Origin of the sequence: Sorangium sp. So ce124, from assembly GCF_051525235.1 — a bacterium.
Taxonomy (GTDB): domain Bacteria; phylum Myxococcota_A; class Polyangia; order Polyangiales; family Polyangiaceae; genus Sorangium; species Sorangium atrum.
This window is the reverse complement of sequence record NZ_CP150312.1, coordinates 7319585-7336126: the sequence shown is the minus strand read 5'-3', so window position 1 is coordinate 7336126 and position 16542 is coordinate 7319585. Positions and strand designations below refer to the sequence as shown.

The following is a 16542-nucleotide window of genomic DNA, read 5'->3' as shown; positions in this document are numbered from 1 at the left end:
AGGGTCGTGCGGGACGCGCGTAGCCATATCCTCGAGGTCGCGGAGCGCCTCTTCTACGCCGAGGGGTATCGCGCCGTCGGCGTCGATCGGTTGATCGCCGAGGCGGACGTCGCCAAGGCCACCTTCTACCGCCACTTTCCGACGAAGGACGACCTGCTCGTGGCGGTGCTCGACGCGCGCGACGCGCGCTTTCGCGCGTGGCTGGCCGGGCGCGTCGAGGCGCTCGCGGGCGATCCGCGGGACCGGCCGCTCGCGGTCTTCGACGCGCTCGCCGAGCTGTTCGCCGCGGACGACTTTCGCGGCTGCGCGTTCCTCAACACGATGGTCGAGGTCGCGAGCCGGAGCCACCCCGCGCACGAGGCCGCGCAGCGCCACAAGCTGCGGCTCATCGACTATTTCGAGCGGCTCTTGCGCGAGGCCGGCGTGCCGGCCGCCGACGCGCTTTCGCCGCAGCTCCTCTTGCTGATCGACGGCGCGATCGTGACCGCCGTCCGCGAAGGGGGACCGGGCGCCGCCGCGCGCGCGCGGTCCCTCGCCGAGAACCTCATTGCAACAGCGCGGCCAGGAAGGCGACGACGATGAACCGGATCACGCGTGTCCCGAGCAGGTGGAATGGAGGTGCCGAGCAGCTCCCGCAGCCCGCCGGGGCGGAGGCCGGCGCAGGCGCGCCCTCGACGGGTCGCCCGCGCACGCCGCTGGCGCCCGTCGGGTCGATCGTCGCCGCGCTGGTCGCGCTCTCCCTGACGGCCTGTGCTTCGCCGGACCGCGGCGGAGCCAGCGCGCCGCCGGCCGGCTCGGCGGCCGCGATCACGCCGCCGGCCCCCGCGGCCGAGGCCTCGAGCGGGCGCTTCCAGTGGCGCGGCGGCCCGACGGCGATCCTCGAGCGCGACGGCCTCCGGCTGCTCACCGATCCCGTCCTTGGCCCGCGCGGGCCAGCGGCGTTCGTGCTCCCCAAACACCCGTCGACAGGCGTCGAGAACGCGCCGATCGCCCGCTACACCGATCCTCCGGCGGAGCCGCTCGGGCACCTCGACGTCATCCTCCTCAGCCATAACCATGCTGACCATTTCGACGCCGTCGCGAAGGAGACGCTCCCGAAGGACGTCACCTTCGTCCTCCCCCCCGACGCTGTCGAGGCGGCGCGCGCCGCCGGATTCACGAAGCTCACGCCGCTCGATTGGGACCAGGAGACCGTCCTCCCGACCCGCGCCGGGCGCCTGCGGATCCTCGCCGTCCCGGCGAACCACACCCACGACGCTGCGCTCGACGCGACGCTCGGCAAGGGCAACGGGTATGTGCTCCGCTGGGAGGGCGCGACGCCCTATTCGATCTACTGGACCGGCGATTCGGTCTTCACCGAGCCGATGCGCGCGGTGGCGGCTCGCTTTGCGCCCATCGATCTCTGGCTGCCGCACCTCGGCGCGGTCGGCGTCGACGGCGCGCGCGGCCTCCGTACGATGGACGCGGAGGAGGCGGTCGCCGCGGCGGCGCTGCTCCGCGCCCGCCATGTGATCCCTATCCACCACACCACGTTCGCCCATTACCGCGAGCCGGTGACGGCGTTCACCCAGCGCGCCGCGGCGAAGAACCTGCCCGCGCAGATCCACGTCCCGACGGACGGCGCGTGGATGCCCCTGCCGCGCTGAGCCTGCCGCGGCGTACCCGCCGCGCCGCCGCTGCGCCGTTCAGACCAGCCACTTCAGGAGGAAGAGGCCCACGGTGGCGGCGAAGCTGATGATCCAGACCGCGGTCCGGGCAGACGCCTTGTCGGCGAGGTACATGACGAGATAGAGCGCGCGCGCGGCGACGTGGGTGACGGCGAGGATGGCGCTCCAGCGAGCGTCGGCGCCCGCGAGGTGGGCCGTGAAGACGCCGGCGGCGAAGGGCGCAAACGCCTCGAAGCCGTTCTGGTGGGCGGCGAGGGCGCGGCGCCCGACGCCGGTGAGCTTGGCCTGCTGGTCGCGCGGGTTGCGGTTGTCCAGGCCCTCGGGCTGCTGTGACTGCGCCTTGGCGACGAACAGGCGGGCCACGTAGATCAAGAGAAGTGAGATGAAGACGCAAGTCATCGGAATGGTCATCGGATCCCTCTCGAGCGCACAGGCTCCTCGGAGCGTGGAGCGACTCTAACGAGCTCTCGCCGCCGGGGCGAGCGCCAAGCCTCGCGGCGGCTCCCACGGCGCGTGCGCCGGAGCGGCCAGGCGGCCCCGCGGGGGCGGCGCGCTCGAGCGACGGACGCGCGCCGGTGGCAGGACGGGGGCGGCCGGTCCGCGGTACGGCCCTGAGGAGCTCCGCGTGGAAAGGGGTTGCCGGGGACGGGGGATTCGAGGAAGGTTCGTTCAGGTGCACCTTGAGCGAAGATCCTGTCGTGTCGCGCCCGCCGCTGCCGCCCTTCACCGCAGAGACCGCCGCCCGGAAAGCGCGGCTGGCGGAGGATGCCTGGAACAGTCGGGATCCCGCGCGCGTGGCTCAGGCATACACCGTCGATAGCCGCTGGCGGAACCGGGCCGAGTTCTTCCAGGGGCGGGCGGCGATCGAGGCGTTTCTGCACCGCAAATGGCAGCGGGAGCTGGACTACCGCCTGATCAAGGAGGTCTGGGCGTTCACCGGTGACCGGATCGCGGTGCGCTTCGCTTATGAATGGCGCGACGACAGCGGGAGCTGGTACCGGTCCCACGGCAACGAGCAGTGGGAGTTCGATGGGCAGGGGCTGATGCGGCGGCGCGAGGCGAGCATCAATGACGTGCGGATCGCGGCAGAGGAGCGGAAGTTCCACTGGCCGCTCGGGCGGCGGCCCGACGAGCATCCTGGGCTCAGCGAGCTCGGCTTGTAGGGCTGTCGCTGCGCCGGTCCGAGAGCGCCTCTGCGGTGGGTCTCGCCACTGGAATGCTCGGGTGATGTGCTGTTGACATGGCCGCCGCCCCCCCGATAGACTCCCCGGCGTCTAGGGCGTTCGGCAGACCGGGAGGCCTTCGCGATCCTGGTTGACGGCGTATCCTTGGGCGGGTGAACGACACAGGAGTCCGAGCGAGCTCATGTCCAGCTCTCCAGACAAGCCCGAGATCGCCACGGCCTACGATCGCTGGGCCGCGACGTACGATGACGATTTCAACCGGACCCGCGAGCTGGCGGCCGAGGTCCTCCGGCAGCGCGGCCTGGCGCTGGCCGGCCGGGACGTGCTCGAGATCGGCTGCGGCACCGGGCGCAACACGCAGTGGCTCGACGAGCACGCGAGGAGCGTCCTCGCGCTCGATTTCTCCGAGGGGATGTTGCGTCGCGCGAGGGCCCGCGTGCATTCTCCCCGCGTCCGCTTCGTGCAGCACGACATCCGCGATTCCTGGCCCCTCGCGGAGGGCTCGTCCGACGTCGTGATTGCCATGCTCGTGCTGGAGCACATCGAGCACATCGACGCGGTCTTCGCCGAGGCCGCCCGCGTCTTGCGCGCGGGAGGCGAGCTCTTCCTGTGCGAGCTGCACCCCGTGCGACAGATGCGCGGGGGGCAGGCCAATTTCGTCAACCCGGAGACGGGCCAGCCAGAGCGCGTGACAGCGTTCCTGCACGACGTCTCCGAGTACGTCAACGCGGGCCTGGGGGCCGGGTTCGCGCTCGTTCGCCTGGGCGAGTGGCGCGATGCGGAGGCGGTCAGGAGCGACCCGCCGCGGCTCCTTTCCTTGCAGCTCAGGCTCACGCCTCGATCGCCTGGCTAGCGGCTGAGTCCGTAGCACACAAATCTGCACTCCGCTGTAGAACCCATCGTTGCGTTCTGCCATGCTCCGGGCCGTCCCATCAAACCTGCGAGGGAGATTGCGATGAAGCTCTACTACAACCCCAAGAGCCGTGCAGCGATCACCAAGTGGATGCTGGATGAGTGCGGTGCCACGTACGACCTCGTCCCCATCAGCCTCGAGAAGCGGGAGCACAAGGCGCCGGAGTTCCTGAAGATCAACCCGGCTGGCAAGCTGCCCGCGCTTGTGGACGGCGACACCAGGCTCTTCGAGAACGCGGCGATCTGTCTCTATCTGGCGGACAAGTTTCCCGAAGCCAGGCTGGCGCCGCGGATCGGCGAGCCGCAGCGGGGGCGTTATCTGTCGTTGATGGTCTACTCGACGTCGCAGCTCGAGCCGTCGATGGGCGACCACCTGATGAAGCTCGAGACGGGACCTCAGCGGGGCTGGACGGATTTCGCCACGGCCATGGACGTGATCGAAGGCGAGGTCGGGGATGGGCCTTATCTGTTCGGCGACCGGTTCACCGCGGCCGATGTGATGATCGGCTCGATGTTCATGTGGGCGCGCCTGTGGGGAAACGCGACGGGGCGGCCCAGGCTGGAGGCCTACATCGATCGCTTGCAGGCGCGTCCGCACGCGATGAAGATGGGGAAATGAGCGCAGCGCCTGGCCGCGGCGCTCGAGGTTGACCAGGTTGACGACCTCGCCGCGCACGGCGGCGCTGCGACCCGTCGCGCGCGGAGCGCGCCGCAGCGATCGCCGTTCGGGTGACGTGGGTTGGTCCGTGGGCCTAGGATGGTCGCCATGAAGCTCTCGCCGCGCCGGCGCCGCCGTGTGCTCGCGTCCTCGTTCGTCGTCACGGTGGCCGGCAGCGCAGCGGCTTGTGGTGCGGCTCAACCGCCGCCCGATCCGCCGGAGCTGATCGCCAACCCGCCGGAGCTGTTCTCCAACCTGCCGCGCCCGGATCGCCCGCAAACGTATTCATCTGGCGCGGGGGATGCGGCCATGCCCAGCGACGCCGGGACGACGGAGATGCAGGACGCGGCGGCACCGGAGACGTCGCAGGACGCCGGGACGACGTCGGCGCCGGCCGCGTCGGGTGCGTCCCAAGGCGGGGGGGCGGCGGCGGCCCAGGGCGAGGAGGGACCGCTTCCGCACCCCGCGCAGGGGGCGAGGGTGGTCCGGGACCCGGACGGCACATGCAGGCAGTTTCTCCCGAACACCTGCCCGCGGCTTCCGCCCTCTCGCGACGGAGGCCCTCCCGTGGTCATCATGTGCAACCCGCCGCCGCCCCAGAGGGTCGCGTGCCCGCCGGAAGGCAGTCAGCCCTGAGCGCGGGGCCGCCTTCTGGAGCGGATGATACGACTCCCGTAGAACCGGCCCTCCTCGATCGCGCTCTTGCGCTCGATGGGCTCGATCCGGCCACCTGCCGGCCCATCGGCGGCTTCGAGAGCCGGGTCTGCTCACCTCGGGAACGTGTTCAAGGACGGCTCGCGGGCGGCCGCGGCGCGAGCATCGGGTGCAGCTCGGCGATCCCGAGCCGCGCGCGCCCCGCGAACTCGTAGGCGTCGTCGGTCGCGGCGATGTGCTGCGTCGCCGCGTGGATGTCCCGGAAGCACCGCTGCAGCGGGCTCGCCGCGTAGAGCGCGCCCCCGCCGCCGGCCCGGTAGGCGAAGCTCGCGACCTCCGCGGCGACGTCGGTCGCATACGTCTGGACGAGCCGGATCGCCGCCCAGTCCTCGACCGAGAGCGCCTCTCCAGCGCGCGCCTGGTCCCACATCCGCCCGAGCGCGTCGAACGCATAGGCCCGCGCCGCCGCGAGCTTCGCCTCCGCGCGCCCGAGGTCCATGTGGAAGGCCGCGTGGCTGCCCAGCGCGAGCTGCGGCCAGGCCTTCACGCGGCGCGGGGCGACCGCGGCGATCTCGTCGAGCGCGCGCCGCCCGACGCCGAGCGCGAAGCCGACGTGGCCGGCCGCGAGCAGGGCAATCAGCGGCAGCGAATGCAGCGCGCCGCCGCGCCGCTGAGGAGCCGCCGGGAAGGGGCACGTCCGCGCCTCGGGCACGAGCGCGCCCTCGATCCGGTAGTGGTCGCTCCCGGTGCCGCGCAGGCCGGCCACGTCCCACGTGTCCTCGATCACCACCTGCTCGCGCGGGACGGCGAGGCTGATCATCTCGGGCGGCCCCGCCGGAGGGGCCCCGCCCTCCGGCGCCGCGATGGCGCAGGTGAACACCCACGACGCGTGCCGCACGCCGCTGCCGAAGGCCCAGCGGCCCTCGAGCACGTACCCCCCGGAGACGCGCCGCGCGAGGCCGGTCGGCACCTGGAGCCCTGCGAACGTCGGGAACGGCCCTGAGAACACCTGGCGGGCCCCCTCGTCCGGCAGGGTACCCCCGGCGAGCGCGGCGAGCAGCGCGCTGATCATCAGCGACCACCCCGCCGATGCGTCCGCGCGCGCCATCGCCTCGAAGACCTCGACCTGCGTCAGCGGGTCGCTCTCGACGCCGCCGAGCGCGCGCGGCGCGGCCATCGCGAGCAGGCCGCTCGACTGCAGGGCGTCGACGACCGCAGGCGCGAGCGTGCGCAGCCGCTCGGAGGCCTCGGCGTGGGCGGCGGCGACGCCGCGGACGCGCTCCACGGCGGCGAGGAGGCGTTCGCGCTCGGGGGATCGACGGGGCTCGGACATACGGGGCTCCTTTCCTGGATCGGGTGCAGCGCGCCGGCCCCACCGGGCCGCCCGCGCGCCCGATGATGACACTGACAACATGAGAAAGTTTCCGCTGACTACATTTTCTTCGCGACCGCCTGCGGCTCGTGAGCTCGCAGCCCTGCCCCCGCCGCCCTGCGCTCCGCGGCTCGGTGCACAGCGGCTCGGTGCACAGCGGCCTTCGTGGTATCGTGCGGCTGGCTGTGGCTTCCCCCGCAAGGCGCCGCCGTCCGCGCGCGCGCACCTCACCCGCACCCGCGTCGCGCCCTTCACCCGCGCCAGCGTCGCCCCCCGTCGACCGGCCCTACCACCACGGCGACCTGCGGCGCGCCGTGCTGGAGGAGGCGCTCTCGCTCATCGAGGAGCAAGGGAACGCGAGCTTCACGCTGCGCGAGGTCGCGCGGCGCATCGGCGTCTCGCACGCCGCGCCTTACCGCCACTTCGCGGACAAGCGCGCCCTGATGACCGAGCTCGCCGTCCAGGCGAGCGCGGCGCTCGGCGCGCGGATCTCGGCCGCCCTCGAGGGCGCCGGGGGCGACCTCCGGGCGCGCTTCCTGGCGGCCGGCTTCGCCTACGTCGCCTTCGCGCTGGAGCACCCCGCGCCCTTCCACGTGATGTACTCCGGCGAGGTGGACGTGGACGACCCACGGGTCACGGCGGCCACCGCGCAGAACCTGGGTGTGCTCCTCGGGTTCATCGAGGAGGCGCAGCGCGCCGGCGCGTTCCCGCCCGGCGATCCGCGGGCGCTCGCGATCCCGATCTGGGCGATGCACCACGGCCTCGCGACCCTCGCCGCGTCGGGGGCCCTGGCCAAGGCCGGGCCGGCGGCGCTCCGGGACCTGGTCGACGACGCCCACGCGCGCCTGCTCGACGGGCTGCTCCTCGCCGCGCCGGGGCCGTCGCGCGTCTGACGTCCGCGACGGATTCCCGTGCCCCTCGGCCCCGGCTACGCTCGCGCCCCTCATGCGTGCCCCCGCCGCGCTCGCTCTGCCTGCCTTCCTCGTCGCCGTCTCGTCGTCGCCATCCGCCGCCGCCGACCCGTCTCCCGAGCTCACGTACCAGCCCGAGATCGATCTGCCGATCACCGTCGTCGTCGGCGCCTCATGGATCGCGTCCGAGCTCGCGAAGAAGGGCCTCGCCCCCGCGTCGTGCCGCTGGTGCCAGGCCAACGCGCTCGACACGTCGATCCGCGACGCGCTGGTCTGGAGAGGCGACCCGAACACCGCTCATGATGTCAGCAACGTGATGGTCCTCGGCGTCGCGCCCGCCGCAGCGCTGGGCCTCACCGCGCTCGCCGCGTGGTACGACGGCCGCTCCGACAACATCGCCGCCGATCTCGTGATCGTCACAGAGGCGATGGTGGTGGCGATGGACCTGAACCAGATCACCAAATACATCGTCGGCCGCCAGCGGCCCTATTCCCATTACGACAACCTGGATGTGCTCCGCGCGGGCGAGGGGGCCTCGGGCCCCGTCCCGAACGACGACGATCTCTCGTTCTTCTCCGGCCACTCGACGGCCGTCTTCTCTCTCGCCGCCGCGAGCGGCACCGTGGCGTCGATGCGCGGCTATCGCGCGGCGCCGTGGGTATGGGCGAACGGAATGGCGCTCGCCGCGCTCTCCGGCTACCTGCGCATCGCCGGCGATCGCCATTATTTCACCGACGTGCTCACGGGCGCCGTATTCGGCGCCGCCTCCGGCGTGCTGATCCCGGCTCTGTTTCATGCCCCGCGCCCGGGCGTTGCCGGTCCTGGCACGCCGCGTTTTCGCGTCTCGCTCGCGCCGGCGGGCGGCGGCGCAGGCGTGGGCGTCGCCGGCGCCTTCTGAGCCGAGTAGGGCGAATTCGGCCATCGGCAAGTGGCAGCGCTGCTTTCGGACGGCGTAAGTAAGCAGTGTTGACAAACCGATAGTTCATTTTTACACTATCCCTGTCAGCTAGGAATGCTTGCGCTCGAGCCGTCGTTGCTGGAGCGCGAGCCCACTACGTCGAATACGCCGTGCCGCTCTGGCGGCCATGGCGACGGCGAGCTGCGGTCCCGCAATGGGCACGCGCGCTTTCGCGCGCCCGTCTCGACGGGGGTCCGCCAGCTCGGCCCCATGAAGGAGTCGACGACATGCATGTCGTTCACCATTCGTCACACATCCGGTGGATCGCGGGAGGCCTGGCCGCCCCGCTCCTCGCCCTCCTCGCAGGTTGCAGCGATCAAGCGCTCGGGGCGCCCGTGCCGGCGCCCGGCGTCGAGCTGCCGCCTCGGTCCGCGCCCGGCGTGGGCCGGGAGCTGCCCCAGGGGAGCGCCGGTCAGGGCGAGCCCACGCTTCGGCCCGCCGCGACGGCGGCCGCGCTGCTGGGGCGCGACGAGCTGCTCCGGGAGGCCGGGCGGCTCGCGGAGATCAGGGCGGTGTTCGCGCGATCGCCGGAGGCGCCGCTCGCCCTGCTCGACGAGCACCAGGCCGAGTTCCCTGAGGGGCGCCTCGCGGCCGAGCGGGAGATCGTCGCGATCGACGCGCTGCTGCGCAGCGGGCGCGCCGACCAGGCGCGCACCCGCGCCGGGGCGTTCCTCTCGCATTTCCCGGCGAGCCCCCACGCGGACCGGGTGCGCCGCCTGACCGGCGCCGCGCCATGAGACGATCTCGACAGCGCCGCGCGGCGCCCCCGTAGCGCCGGACGGGCATCGATCGGAGGCTCGCGGCCGCAAAGGCTGCCGAGCCTGGGCCCCCGCGCCCGCGGGGGCCTCAGCCCGCGGGCGCCGGCTCGGCCGGCTCGGATTCCGGCGGCGACATCCCGTCGACCACGACGGGATCGCTCTGCTCGACCAGGTGCGGCTTGCCCCACGTATCGATGAAATGCCCCGAGCGCTTCGCCTTGGTCTCCAGGTAGAAGCGGTTGTGATCGTTCGGCGGTATCACGTGCGGGACGCGCCCGACCACGGAGACTCCGTATTGCGTCAGCTGCTGGACCTTGTTGGGGTTGTTCGTGATGAGCTCGATCGATCTCACGTTCAGGCTGCGCAGCATGTGCGCCGCGACGGCGTAGTCGCGCTCATCGTCCCTGAAGCCGAGCGCCAGGTTCGCCTCGACCGTGTCGAGCCCCTGGTCCTGCAGCGCGTACGCCCGGATCTTGTTGATGAGCCCGATCCCTCGTCCCTCCTGGCGCAGATAGAGCAGGATGCCCCGATCCATGCTCTTGATCTTCTTCAACCCTTCGAGGAGCTGATCGCGGCAGTCGCAGCGCAGCGAGCCCATGACGTCGCCTGTCACGCACTCGGAGTGCAGCCGCGTCGGCACGTTCGAGGCGCCGATGACGTCGCCGTGCACCATCGCGATGTGCTCCTTGGCGTCTCGGTTGTTCCAGAACGCGACGATGCGGAAGTGGCCGGCGCGCGTCGGCAGCTCGGCGACGCCGACCACCCGCACGCAGACGTTCACGTGGCCAACCCCGTCGCAGTCGTGCTCTCGATCGCGGGCGACGAGCTCCAGCAGCGGGTTCATCGAGTCGGTCATGTCCTGCCTCCGCGAGAGCCGCCTCGCTAGCCGATCCGTCGTGGGTAAAGGCGCGCACTTCTTACCAGAACACGACGACCAGGCAACGCCCCGCCGCCGCGCCGGGCGGCCTTCCGCCGGAGGAGGCCTGTCGACACGGCATCACGGCGCGTTCGTCCTGCCGACACCGGCCCTCGCGCGGCGCGAAGCCGTCGCCGTCGTCGCGCGCCGGAGCGAAGCGGCGGGCTCAGCCGTTCAGGTGTCTTCGGGCCGCCGTCGGTGGGCCGCGCCGGCCGGGGCCACCTCGGGCAGCGACGCGGACCGCCCCGCGCGCAGCACGCGCAGGATCAGGCGAGGATCCAGGAGCGCCTCCGGCCCGTCGAGCATGTGCAACGCGCGCACGAAGCGCACGTAGACCTCGCGATCGACCTGCGCGGCCCGGTGCAGCATCCCGGTGTACCAGCGCATGATCGGCTGGAGGAACGGCCGCCGGCCCCTGGTCTCGGGGTAGGCGAGGTCTTCCCCCGTGGACATCCGCCACGGCAGGTCGACCGCCTTCGCCGCGGCCGCGTGGTAACGGCGGCCGAGGCCCGCCATCGCGCCGCGCCCCGCGCGGCGGCGCTGCTCCTTGAGCGCGGCGTCGAGCGCCAGCGCCTGGAGGCAGGCCGACGTCATCCCCTGGCCGTAAACGGGGTTGAAGCTGGCGAGCGCGTCGCCAAGCACGGCGAGCCCCTCGGGCATCCGCGCCATGCGCTCGTAGTGCCGCCGGAGGTGCGCCGGGAACTTGGAGACGGCGACGTCCGTCACCGGCTCGGCCCCGAGCAGCGCCCTGTAGAGCGCGTCGTTGGGCAGGCCCCGGGCGAACTCCAGGAAGCCCTCGGGATCGGCGGGCGGGTGATCGCCGAACAGGCCCGCCAGCACCACGATCCAGCGCCCACCCTCGATCGGCGCAATGCAACCGAACCGCCGGCTGTCGGACGGCGAGCCGAGGACGTACAGCGACTTCCACGGGAGCTGCGCCGGATCCCGCGGCCGGTACTGCCGGCTGGCATACCCCACCCGGACCTGGATTGTCGACTCGTCGGGCCGCCGGTAGCCGAGCGCCTCGAGCCACGCCGGCGCCCGCGAGCCGCGCCCGCTGGCGTCCACCACGAGCTCCGCCGCCAGCCGCTCGATCCGGCCGCCCTCGTCGCGTGGCCGGACCACGACGCCCGTGATCCGGGAGCGATCGGGAGACGCCGAGAGCTCCACCACCTCGCGCTGGTCGAGGCGCCGCACCCTGGGCAGCGCGAACGCGCGGCGGCGCACGTGCGCCTCCAGCAGCGGACGGGTCATGCACACGGTCCGCACCCCCGTCTCGAAGCGCGGCTTCCAGGCGCCGTGGTGGTGCCAGGCCAGGCCGAGCCCGAAGTCGTACGCGACGGCTCCGTCCTGGAGCAACTCCCCGGTGAAGCCGGGGAACAGGTCGTTCAGGATGCGCTCTCCCTGGGCGAGCAGCCCGTGGAGCTGGCGAGCCTGGGGCACGCCCTTGCGGGCCTCGCGGAGGTCATCCGGGATGGCGTCGCGCTCGACGACGGCCACCTCGCCGAAATGGTCGGCGAGCACGCGGGCTGCCACCAGGCCCCCGATGCTCCCACCGATCACCACCGCCCTGCGGCCGGCGAACGGGCGACTCGAGCGGATGTCCTCCTGGGTGCAAGGCTTCATGAAGCCGCCAGGATTGCAATCCTCGGGCCGCCCCTGAGGATTGCAACGCCGGCGCAATGCTCGCTTCGTGATGAGGCGGTCAACGCGCGTTGCGCGCGCTGCGCACATCGCGCGCGACGCGCCACTGCCCGACTGAGCAGCTGCGCAACTACGCAACTCGCCGCGCTCCGTCGAGATGAAAGCGACGATCACTCCTGCGCTCTTCGTCGCCATCAAAGCAGGACCTCCGATGCGGCCGGCTCGGAGAGGCCGTATCGAGGCGCCGCCCCCCGCTGGCGGGTGGCCGCTCCGTGGCGCGTGTGAGAGAGGGCACCGCTCACGCACCGGTCCTCGCGTCTTCGCGAGACGCGCTCGACGCGCATCACAATGCCGTGCGCCCGGAGCCGCGCGACGTGGCCCGCCGTCGCCGCGATGGGCGGCGGGCTACTTCTTGCGACAGCCGCAGTCGGACGTCGGCGCCTGCGGGGCCGCCGGCCGCTGGCACGTGGTCACGAGGGTGCTCAGGACTGCGAGGAGGATCGCAACGCGGAGCCGCATGCCGGCGATCCTCCCCCGCGCGCCGGGCGGCGTCAATCCGGCGCAGCGGGCTCAGCCGAGCGGCATCTCGAGCGACACCTCGTCGAGCCCGACGCCGAGGAAGCGGCGCGGGCGCACCGTGACCGCGATCTGCGCGCCGCCCTCGCCGCGGGCGGCCTTCACGGTGAGCTCGACGCTGGCGGGCGGCGCGTTCTCGAACAGCGCCCAGAGGGCGCCCTCGACGACCGGCTGGACCTCCGCCGGGTCGCTCTCCGGGGGCAGCTTCGAGCAGAGTGCGCGCAGGAACTGGACGACGCGCGCGACGAAGAGCTGATCGACGAGCGAGACGCGCTCGAGGCGCTCCTCCGGCTCGGCCGTGGGGCTGTCGTACGTGAGCTTCTCCGGCGGGACGTAGGCCGTCGGCGCGGCGAGGACGTACACCGCGTCGCTGTTCGGGGCCGACGCGAGCAGGAGCACGCCGCTCTTCGAGAGCTCGCGCTGGGTGTCCGTCGACACGAACGCCTCGGTCGGGATCGCGACGCCCTCGTCGCCCTCGTACGCGCCCTTGACCTCGTGCACCGGCAGGTCCCCGAGCGTTCCGCCGCCCTTCGCGCCCGTCACGCGGCAGGGCCACGCGGTCTCGCGGAAGCTCCCAGCGATCAGCGCGCCCACGACGTACGCCGGCGAGATCCAGACGCGGCCGCCCTCATCGCCGGGCTGCTCGGCGATCGCCGCTTCCCGGATCCGGGAGGTCGACCGGTCGTACGGCGCCCGGCCGAGCACGCGGTTCATCGCGATCGCGACCCACCGCGCGCAATGCCGCGCTGCAGCGGAGCGCCACGGCGCGCGGTGCGGCGCCCGGAACAGCGCGGCCTTGTTGTCGAGCCGCTCGACGCCGCCGAGATCGTCGACCCCGAGCAGGCGCGCGTCGCCGTTCACCACGGCGGGGAGCGCGTGCGCCTCGGCGACGCGCGCGATCTCCTCGAGCCGCGCGAGCGACGCGGCGCTGCCGTCGATCGCGACGTCCACGATGGCGACCGACGCCGGCGGCTCGGAGCTCGCCGTCTGCGCGAGCACCCGCGCGAGCGCGGAAGCCGCCTCGTCGGGCCGCGCGCTCACGACGTCGAACCGGACGCCCTCCGCCCCCTTCGCGCGCTCCACGAGCAGGCTCAGCCCGCGCCACGCCTCCTCGAGGCGCCGCACCTCGGGGTGCTGCAGGATCGCGCCGAGCTGCGCGCCGATCGCGCGCTCGATCTGCGCGATCGCCTCCGCGGGCCGAGCGGGCTGGCCCGCGCGCGGGCGGGCGCTCGCCGCCACGGTCGCGATGAGCTCCGAGAACCGCCCTCCCTCCGCCGGCTTCTCATCGAGGCTGCCCGGCGTCGCCGGTGGGGGCGCCGCCTCGGCGCCCTCGCCCCCGCCGAGGTCGACCATCGAGAGCAGCGCGTCCACGTCCGAGCCGGGCGCGGGCGCCGGCGCCGCGGGCCGATCCGCGACGGGCGCCGCGGACCGGCCGGGCGACGCGTCCCGGCGCTCCGGGAGGAGGCCCAGGATGTCGCGCACCAGCGGGGAGCCGCCCCAGAGCCGATCGAGCTCGGCGCGCGCCTGGTCGAGCGTGGCCGAGCCGTCGCGCAGCCGATCCAGGACCCGGCGGCCGTCGAGCAGCGAGCGCAGCAGCGGCACCTCGGCGCACAGCGCGTCGGGCCGGAAGCTCTTCAGCCCGGCGGGCGCGAGGTCGACGCGCACCGCCCGGCCCGCCGCGAGCACGCTCGGCACCTCGATCGCGAGCCGTGGCCGGAGCATCGTGAAGAGGTTATCGAAGCGGCTCGCGTCGACGCGGATCGCGCCCGAGGGCGGGCTCGCGCCGGCGTTGTGCGGATCGCGCGGGGTGAGATCGGCGACGACGAGCACGCGCAGCGGGAGCAGCGGCCCCCGTTCCGTGGCGCCCCCGTCCTCGCCGACGTGGAACCTGAACTCGTCGCCCAGAACGCCCTTTTCCGTCATGGCCAGCGCAGCATAGGCGTCACCTCTCGGCGCGAGAAGCGCTAAGCTCCGCGCGCATGAAGACGGAAGGCGGTCCGCCCTTGAACTTGAACCCTGAACCCCACGCCGCCAGCGATCGCAGGCGCCTTCGCGGGGGCGCCCCGATCCAGATCGGGCTCCTCGGCTGCGGGACGGTCGGCGGCGGCGTCCTGCGCCTCCTGGCCGAGAACTCCGGTTACCTGGCGGAGCGCGCAGGCGTCCCCCTCGTCGTGAAGCGCGTGGTCGTGCGCGACCTCGAGAAGGAGCGCGTCGCCGCCCTGGATCGCGGCCTGCTCACCACGAACCCCGAGGAGGTGGTCGACGACCCCACGATCGACGTCGTCGTCGAGGTGATGGGCGGCGAGACGCCCGCGCGCGCGCTGATCGAGCGCGCCATCGACCGCGGCAAGGGCGTGGTCACCGCGAACAAGCTGCTGCTCGCCGCCCACGGCCCCGCGCTCCTCGCGCGCGCCTCGGCGCGCCAGGTCGATCTCGCGTTCGAGGGGGCGGTCGGCGGCGGCATCCCGATCATCCGGACGCTCCGGGACGCGTTCGCCAGCGACTGGGTCGAGCGCGTCACCGCGATCCTGAACGGTACCTGCAACTACATCCTCACGCGCATGCGCGACACGGGCGCGTCGTTCGACGCCGCGCTGCGCGAGGCGCAGACGCTCGGCTACGCCGAGGCCGACCCGTCGCTCGACGTCGATGGCCACGACGCGGCGCACAAGCTGATCGTCCTGGCGATGCTCGCCTTCGGGGCGCAGGTCGACAGCGCCGACGTCCACACCTCCGGGATCCGGAGCATCGAGGAGGCCGACCACCGCTACGCCGATCGGTTCGGCTACACCATCAAGCACCTCGCGATCGGCCGCGATCTCGGCGATTCCATCGAGCTGCGCGTGCACCCCACGCTGATCCCGAAGGAGAGCGTGCTCGCCAACGTCTCCGGCGTGCTCAACGCCGTGCTGCTCGAGGGGCGCGCCGTCGGCCCGTCGCTCGTCTACGGCCGCGGCGCCGGCGACCTGCCGACGGCGGTCAGCGTCGTCTCCGACATCCTCGACGTCGCGCGCTCGATCGCGTCGGGCGTCGCGGGCATGCAGGGCCGCGGCATGTCGATCAAGCCCCGCGCGGTCCGCCCGCTCGGCGAGATCGTCTCCCGGTACTACCTGCGCTTCGCCGTCGAGGACCGGCCGGGGGTCATGGGGCGCCTCGCCGGCGCGCTCGGCGACGCGGGCGTCAGCATCGAGCAGATCGTGCAGCAGGGGCCGACGAACTCGAGCTCGGGCGCGGCGCCCGCTCCTCAGCCCGCGGTGGACGTCGTGCTCATCACGCACGACGCGCGGGAGGGGCTCGTGCGGAACGCGCTCGACGCGATCGCGCGCGAGCAGTTCCTCCGCGAGCCGGTGCACCTGTTCCGCATCGAGGAGCCGTGACGTCCCACAGCGACGCGCCGCTCGGCGTGTTCGACTCGGGCCTCGGCGGCCTCACGGTCGTGCGCGCGCTGCGCAGGCGCTGCCCGGCGGAGGACATCGTCTACCTGGGCGACACGGCCCGCGTCCCGTACGGCACGCGGTCGCCGGAGACGGTGGTCCGCTACGCGCTCGGCTGCGCGCGCGTGCTCATCGGCCGCGGCGTCAAGGCGATCGTTGTCGCGTGCAACACGGTGAGCGCCGTCGCGATCGACATGCTCCGGGTCGAGCTGGATCTGCCCGTCCTCGGGGTCATCCTGCCCGGCGCCCGCGCCGGCGTCGCCGCGTCGCGCGGCGCGACGATCGGCGTGCTCGGGACGGCCGGGACGATCGCGTCCGGCGCCTATCCCCGCGCCGTGGCGTCGCTCAGCACCCGCACCGAGGTCGCCGGCCAGGCGGCCCCGCTGCTCGTCTCGCTGGCGGAGGAGGGGTGGATCGAGGGCGAGGTCCCGCGCCTCGTCGCGCGGCGGTACCTGGAGCCGCTCATCGGCGCGGGCGCCCGGTCGATCGTGCTCGGGTGCACGCACTTCCCGCTGCTCCGCGCCGCGATCGAGGCCGAGACGGCGTCGCTCGCCGGCGGCCCCCTCCCGATCGTGGACAGCGCATCGGCGACCGCGGAGGAGGTGGCCTCGTTCCTCGCCGAGCGGGGGCTCGCGACCTCCCGGAGCACGCCGGGCGCTCTCTCGCTCCTCGTCACGGATCTACCGAAGAGCTTCGCCACAGTGGCGGCCAGGTTCCTCGGGGAGCCGGTCGTCGCGGACGGCGCCGCCAGCTCCTCGACCCAGGTTGGCGCTGCTGTCCGCTCCCCGACCCAGGTTGGCGGGGACGCCGCTGGCCATTCTTCCAATTTTTCCGCCCAAAGCGTCGACGTGGAGCAGATCGACCTGTAATACGCAGCAAGCTTCGCTCGGGGCTCCGG

At 73.0% G+C, this 16542-nt stretch carries 16 protein-coding genes; 11 read left to right on the top strand and 5 right to left on the bottom strand.

Going from position 1 to position 16542, the window contains the following annotated elements; translation table 11 throughout:
- The first annotated feature begins 6 nt into the window (after positions 1 to 6).
- Together WMF19_RS27510 and WMF19_RS27505 are read left to right on the top strand one after the other, a co-directional pair.
- Positions 7 to 582: a TetR/AcrR family transcriptional regulator gene (locus tag WMF19_RS27510; protein WP_437893070.1), complete on the top strand. Its 576-nt coding sequence runs from the start codon at positions 7 to 9 to the stop codon at positions 580 to 582.
- Entirely contained in the window at positions 579 to 1646 is a 1068-nt protein-coding gene (locus WMF19_RS27505) for an MBL fold metallo-hydrolase (RefSeq protein ID WP_437893069.1), read from the top strand. The genes WMF19_RS27510 and WMF19_RS27505 overlap by 4 nt, the downstream gene beginning before the upstream one ends.
- Positions 1647 to 1685: 39 nt before the next feature.
- On the opposite strand, the gene WMF19_RS27500 is transcribed toward WMF19_RS27505, so the two are convergent.
- Entirely contained in the window at positions 1686 to 2066 is a 381-nt protein-coding gene (locus tag WMF19_RS27500; protein WP_437893068.1) for an MAPEG family protein, read from the bottom strand.
- Between the two features lie 299 nt (positions 2067 to 2365).
- Here WMF19_RS27500 and WMF19_RS27495 point away from each other — a divergent pair, with 299 nt between their 5' ends.
- From WMF19_RS27495 to WMF19_RS27480, 4 genes are all read left to right on the top strand, one after another.
- Positions 2366 to 2830 (top strand): DUF1348 family protein, encoded by a 465-nt coding sequence (locus WMF19_RS27495; protein WP_437901684.1) that lies wholly within the window; start codon positions 2366 to 2368, stop codon positions 2828 to 2830.
- Positions 2831 to 3032: 202 nt separating this feature from the next.
- Positions 3033 to 3704 carry a class I SAM-dependent methyltransferase gene (locus tag WMF19_RS27490; protein ID WP_437893067.1) on the top strand — a complete coding sequence of 224 codons (672 nt, stop codon included), beginning with the start codon at positions 3033 to 3035 and terminating at the stop codon, positions 3702 to 3704.
- Between the two features lie 102 nt (positions 3705 to 3806).
- Entirely contained in the window at positions 3807 to 4382 is a 576-nt protein-coding gene (locus WMF19_RS27485) for a glutathione S-transferase family protein (protein ID WP_272093746.1), read from the top strand.
- A 147-nt stretch (positions 4383 to 4529) separates the two neighbouring features.
- Positions 4530 to 5057: a hypothetical protein gene (locus WMF19_RS27480; protein WP_437893066.1), complete on the top strand. Its 528-nt coding sequence runs from the start codon at positions 4530 to 4532 to the stop codon at positions 5055 to 5057.
- Between the two features lie 148 nt (positions 5058 to 5205).
- On the opposite strand, the gene WMF19_RS27475 is transcribed toward WMF19_RS27480, so the two are convergent.
- On the bottom strand, positions 5206 to 6408 hold the full coding sequence (locus tag WMF19_RS27475) for an acyl-CoA dehydrogenase family protein (protein ID WP_437893065.1): 1203 nt from the start codon (positions 6406 to 6408) through the stop codon (positions 5206 to 5208).
- Positions 6409 to 6761: 353 nt separating this feature from the next.
- On the opposite strand from WMF19_RS27475, the gene WMF19_RS27470 reads away from it, so the two are divergent.
- The 3 genes from WMF19_RS27470 to WMF19_RS27460 all read left to right on the top strand — a co-directional run bounded on the left by WMF19_RS27470 (position 6762) and on the right by WMF19_RS27460 (position 9053).
- Positions 6762 to 7340 (top strand): TetR/AcrR family transcriptional regulator, encoded by a 579-nt coding sequence (locus tag WMF19_RS27470; protein WP_437893064.1) that lies wholly within the window; start codon positions 6762 to 6764, stop codon positions 7338 to 7340.
- 52 nt (positions 7341 to 7392) lie between these two features.
- On the top strand, positions 7393 to 8256 hold the full coding sequence (locus tag WMF19_RS27465) for a phosphatase PAP2 family protein (RefSeq protein WP_437893063.1): 864 nt from the start codon (positions 7393 to 7395) through the stop codon (positions 8254 to 8256).
- A gap of 287 nt (positions 8257 to 8543) precedes the next feature.
- Positions 8544 to 9053, top strand: a complete 510-nt coding sequence (locus WMF19_RS27460; protein ID WP_437893062.1) for a hypothetical protein — start codon at positions 8544 to 8546, stop codon at positions 9051 to 9053.
- 109 nt (positions 9054 to 9162) lie between these two features.
- Here the strand turns inward: WMF19_RS27460 and ribA are convergent, their stop codons facing one another.
- The 3 genes from ribA to WMF19_RS27445 all read right to left on the bottom strand — a co-directional run bounded on the left by ribA (position 9163) and on the right by WMF19_RS27445 (position 14133).
- Positions 9163 to 9930, bottom strand: coding sequence for a GTP cyclohydrolase II (gene ribA, locus WMF19_RS27455; RefSeq protein WP_272093740.1), 768 nt, complete (start codon positions 9928 to 9930; stop codon positions 9163 to 9165).
- A gap of 234 nt (positions 9931 to 10164) precedes the next feature.
- Positions 10165 to 11616 (bottom strand): NAD(P)/FAD-dependent oxidoreductase, encoded by a 1452-nt coding sequence (locus WMF19_RS27450; protein ID WP_437893061.1) that lies wholly within the window; start codon positions 11614 to 11616, stop codon positions 10165 to 10167.
- 588 nt (positions 11617 to 12204) lie between these two features.
- Positions 12205 to 14133: a type VI secretion system contractile sheath domain-containing protein gene (locus WMF19_RS27445; protein WP_437893060.1), complete on the bottom strand. Its 1929-nt coding sequence runs from the start codon at positions 14131 to 14133 to the stop codon at positions 12205 to 12207.
- A gap of 56 nt (positions 14134 to 14189) precedes the next feature.
- Between WMF19_RS27445 and WMF19_RS27440 the strand changes: the two genes are divergently transcribed.
- Both WMF19_RS27440 and murI read left to right on the top strand, forming a co-directional pair.
- Positions 14190 to 15587 (top strand): homoserine dehydrogenase, encoded by a 1398-nt coding sequence (locus WMF19_RS27440; RefSeq protein ID WP_437893059.1) that lies wholly within the window; start codon positions 14190 to 14192, stop codon positions 15585 to 15587.
- Positions 15584 to 16513: a glutamate racemase gene (gene murI, locus WMF19_RS27435; RefSeq protein WP_437893058.1), complete on the top strand. Its 930-nt coding sequence runs from the start codon at positions 15584 to 15586 to the stop codon at positions 16511 to 16513. Before WMF19_RS27440 ends, murI begins: the two co-directional genes overlap by 4 nt.
- Positions 16514 to 16542 lie beyond the last annotated feature (29 nt).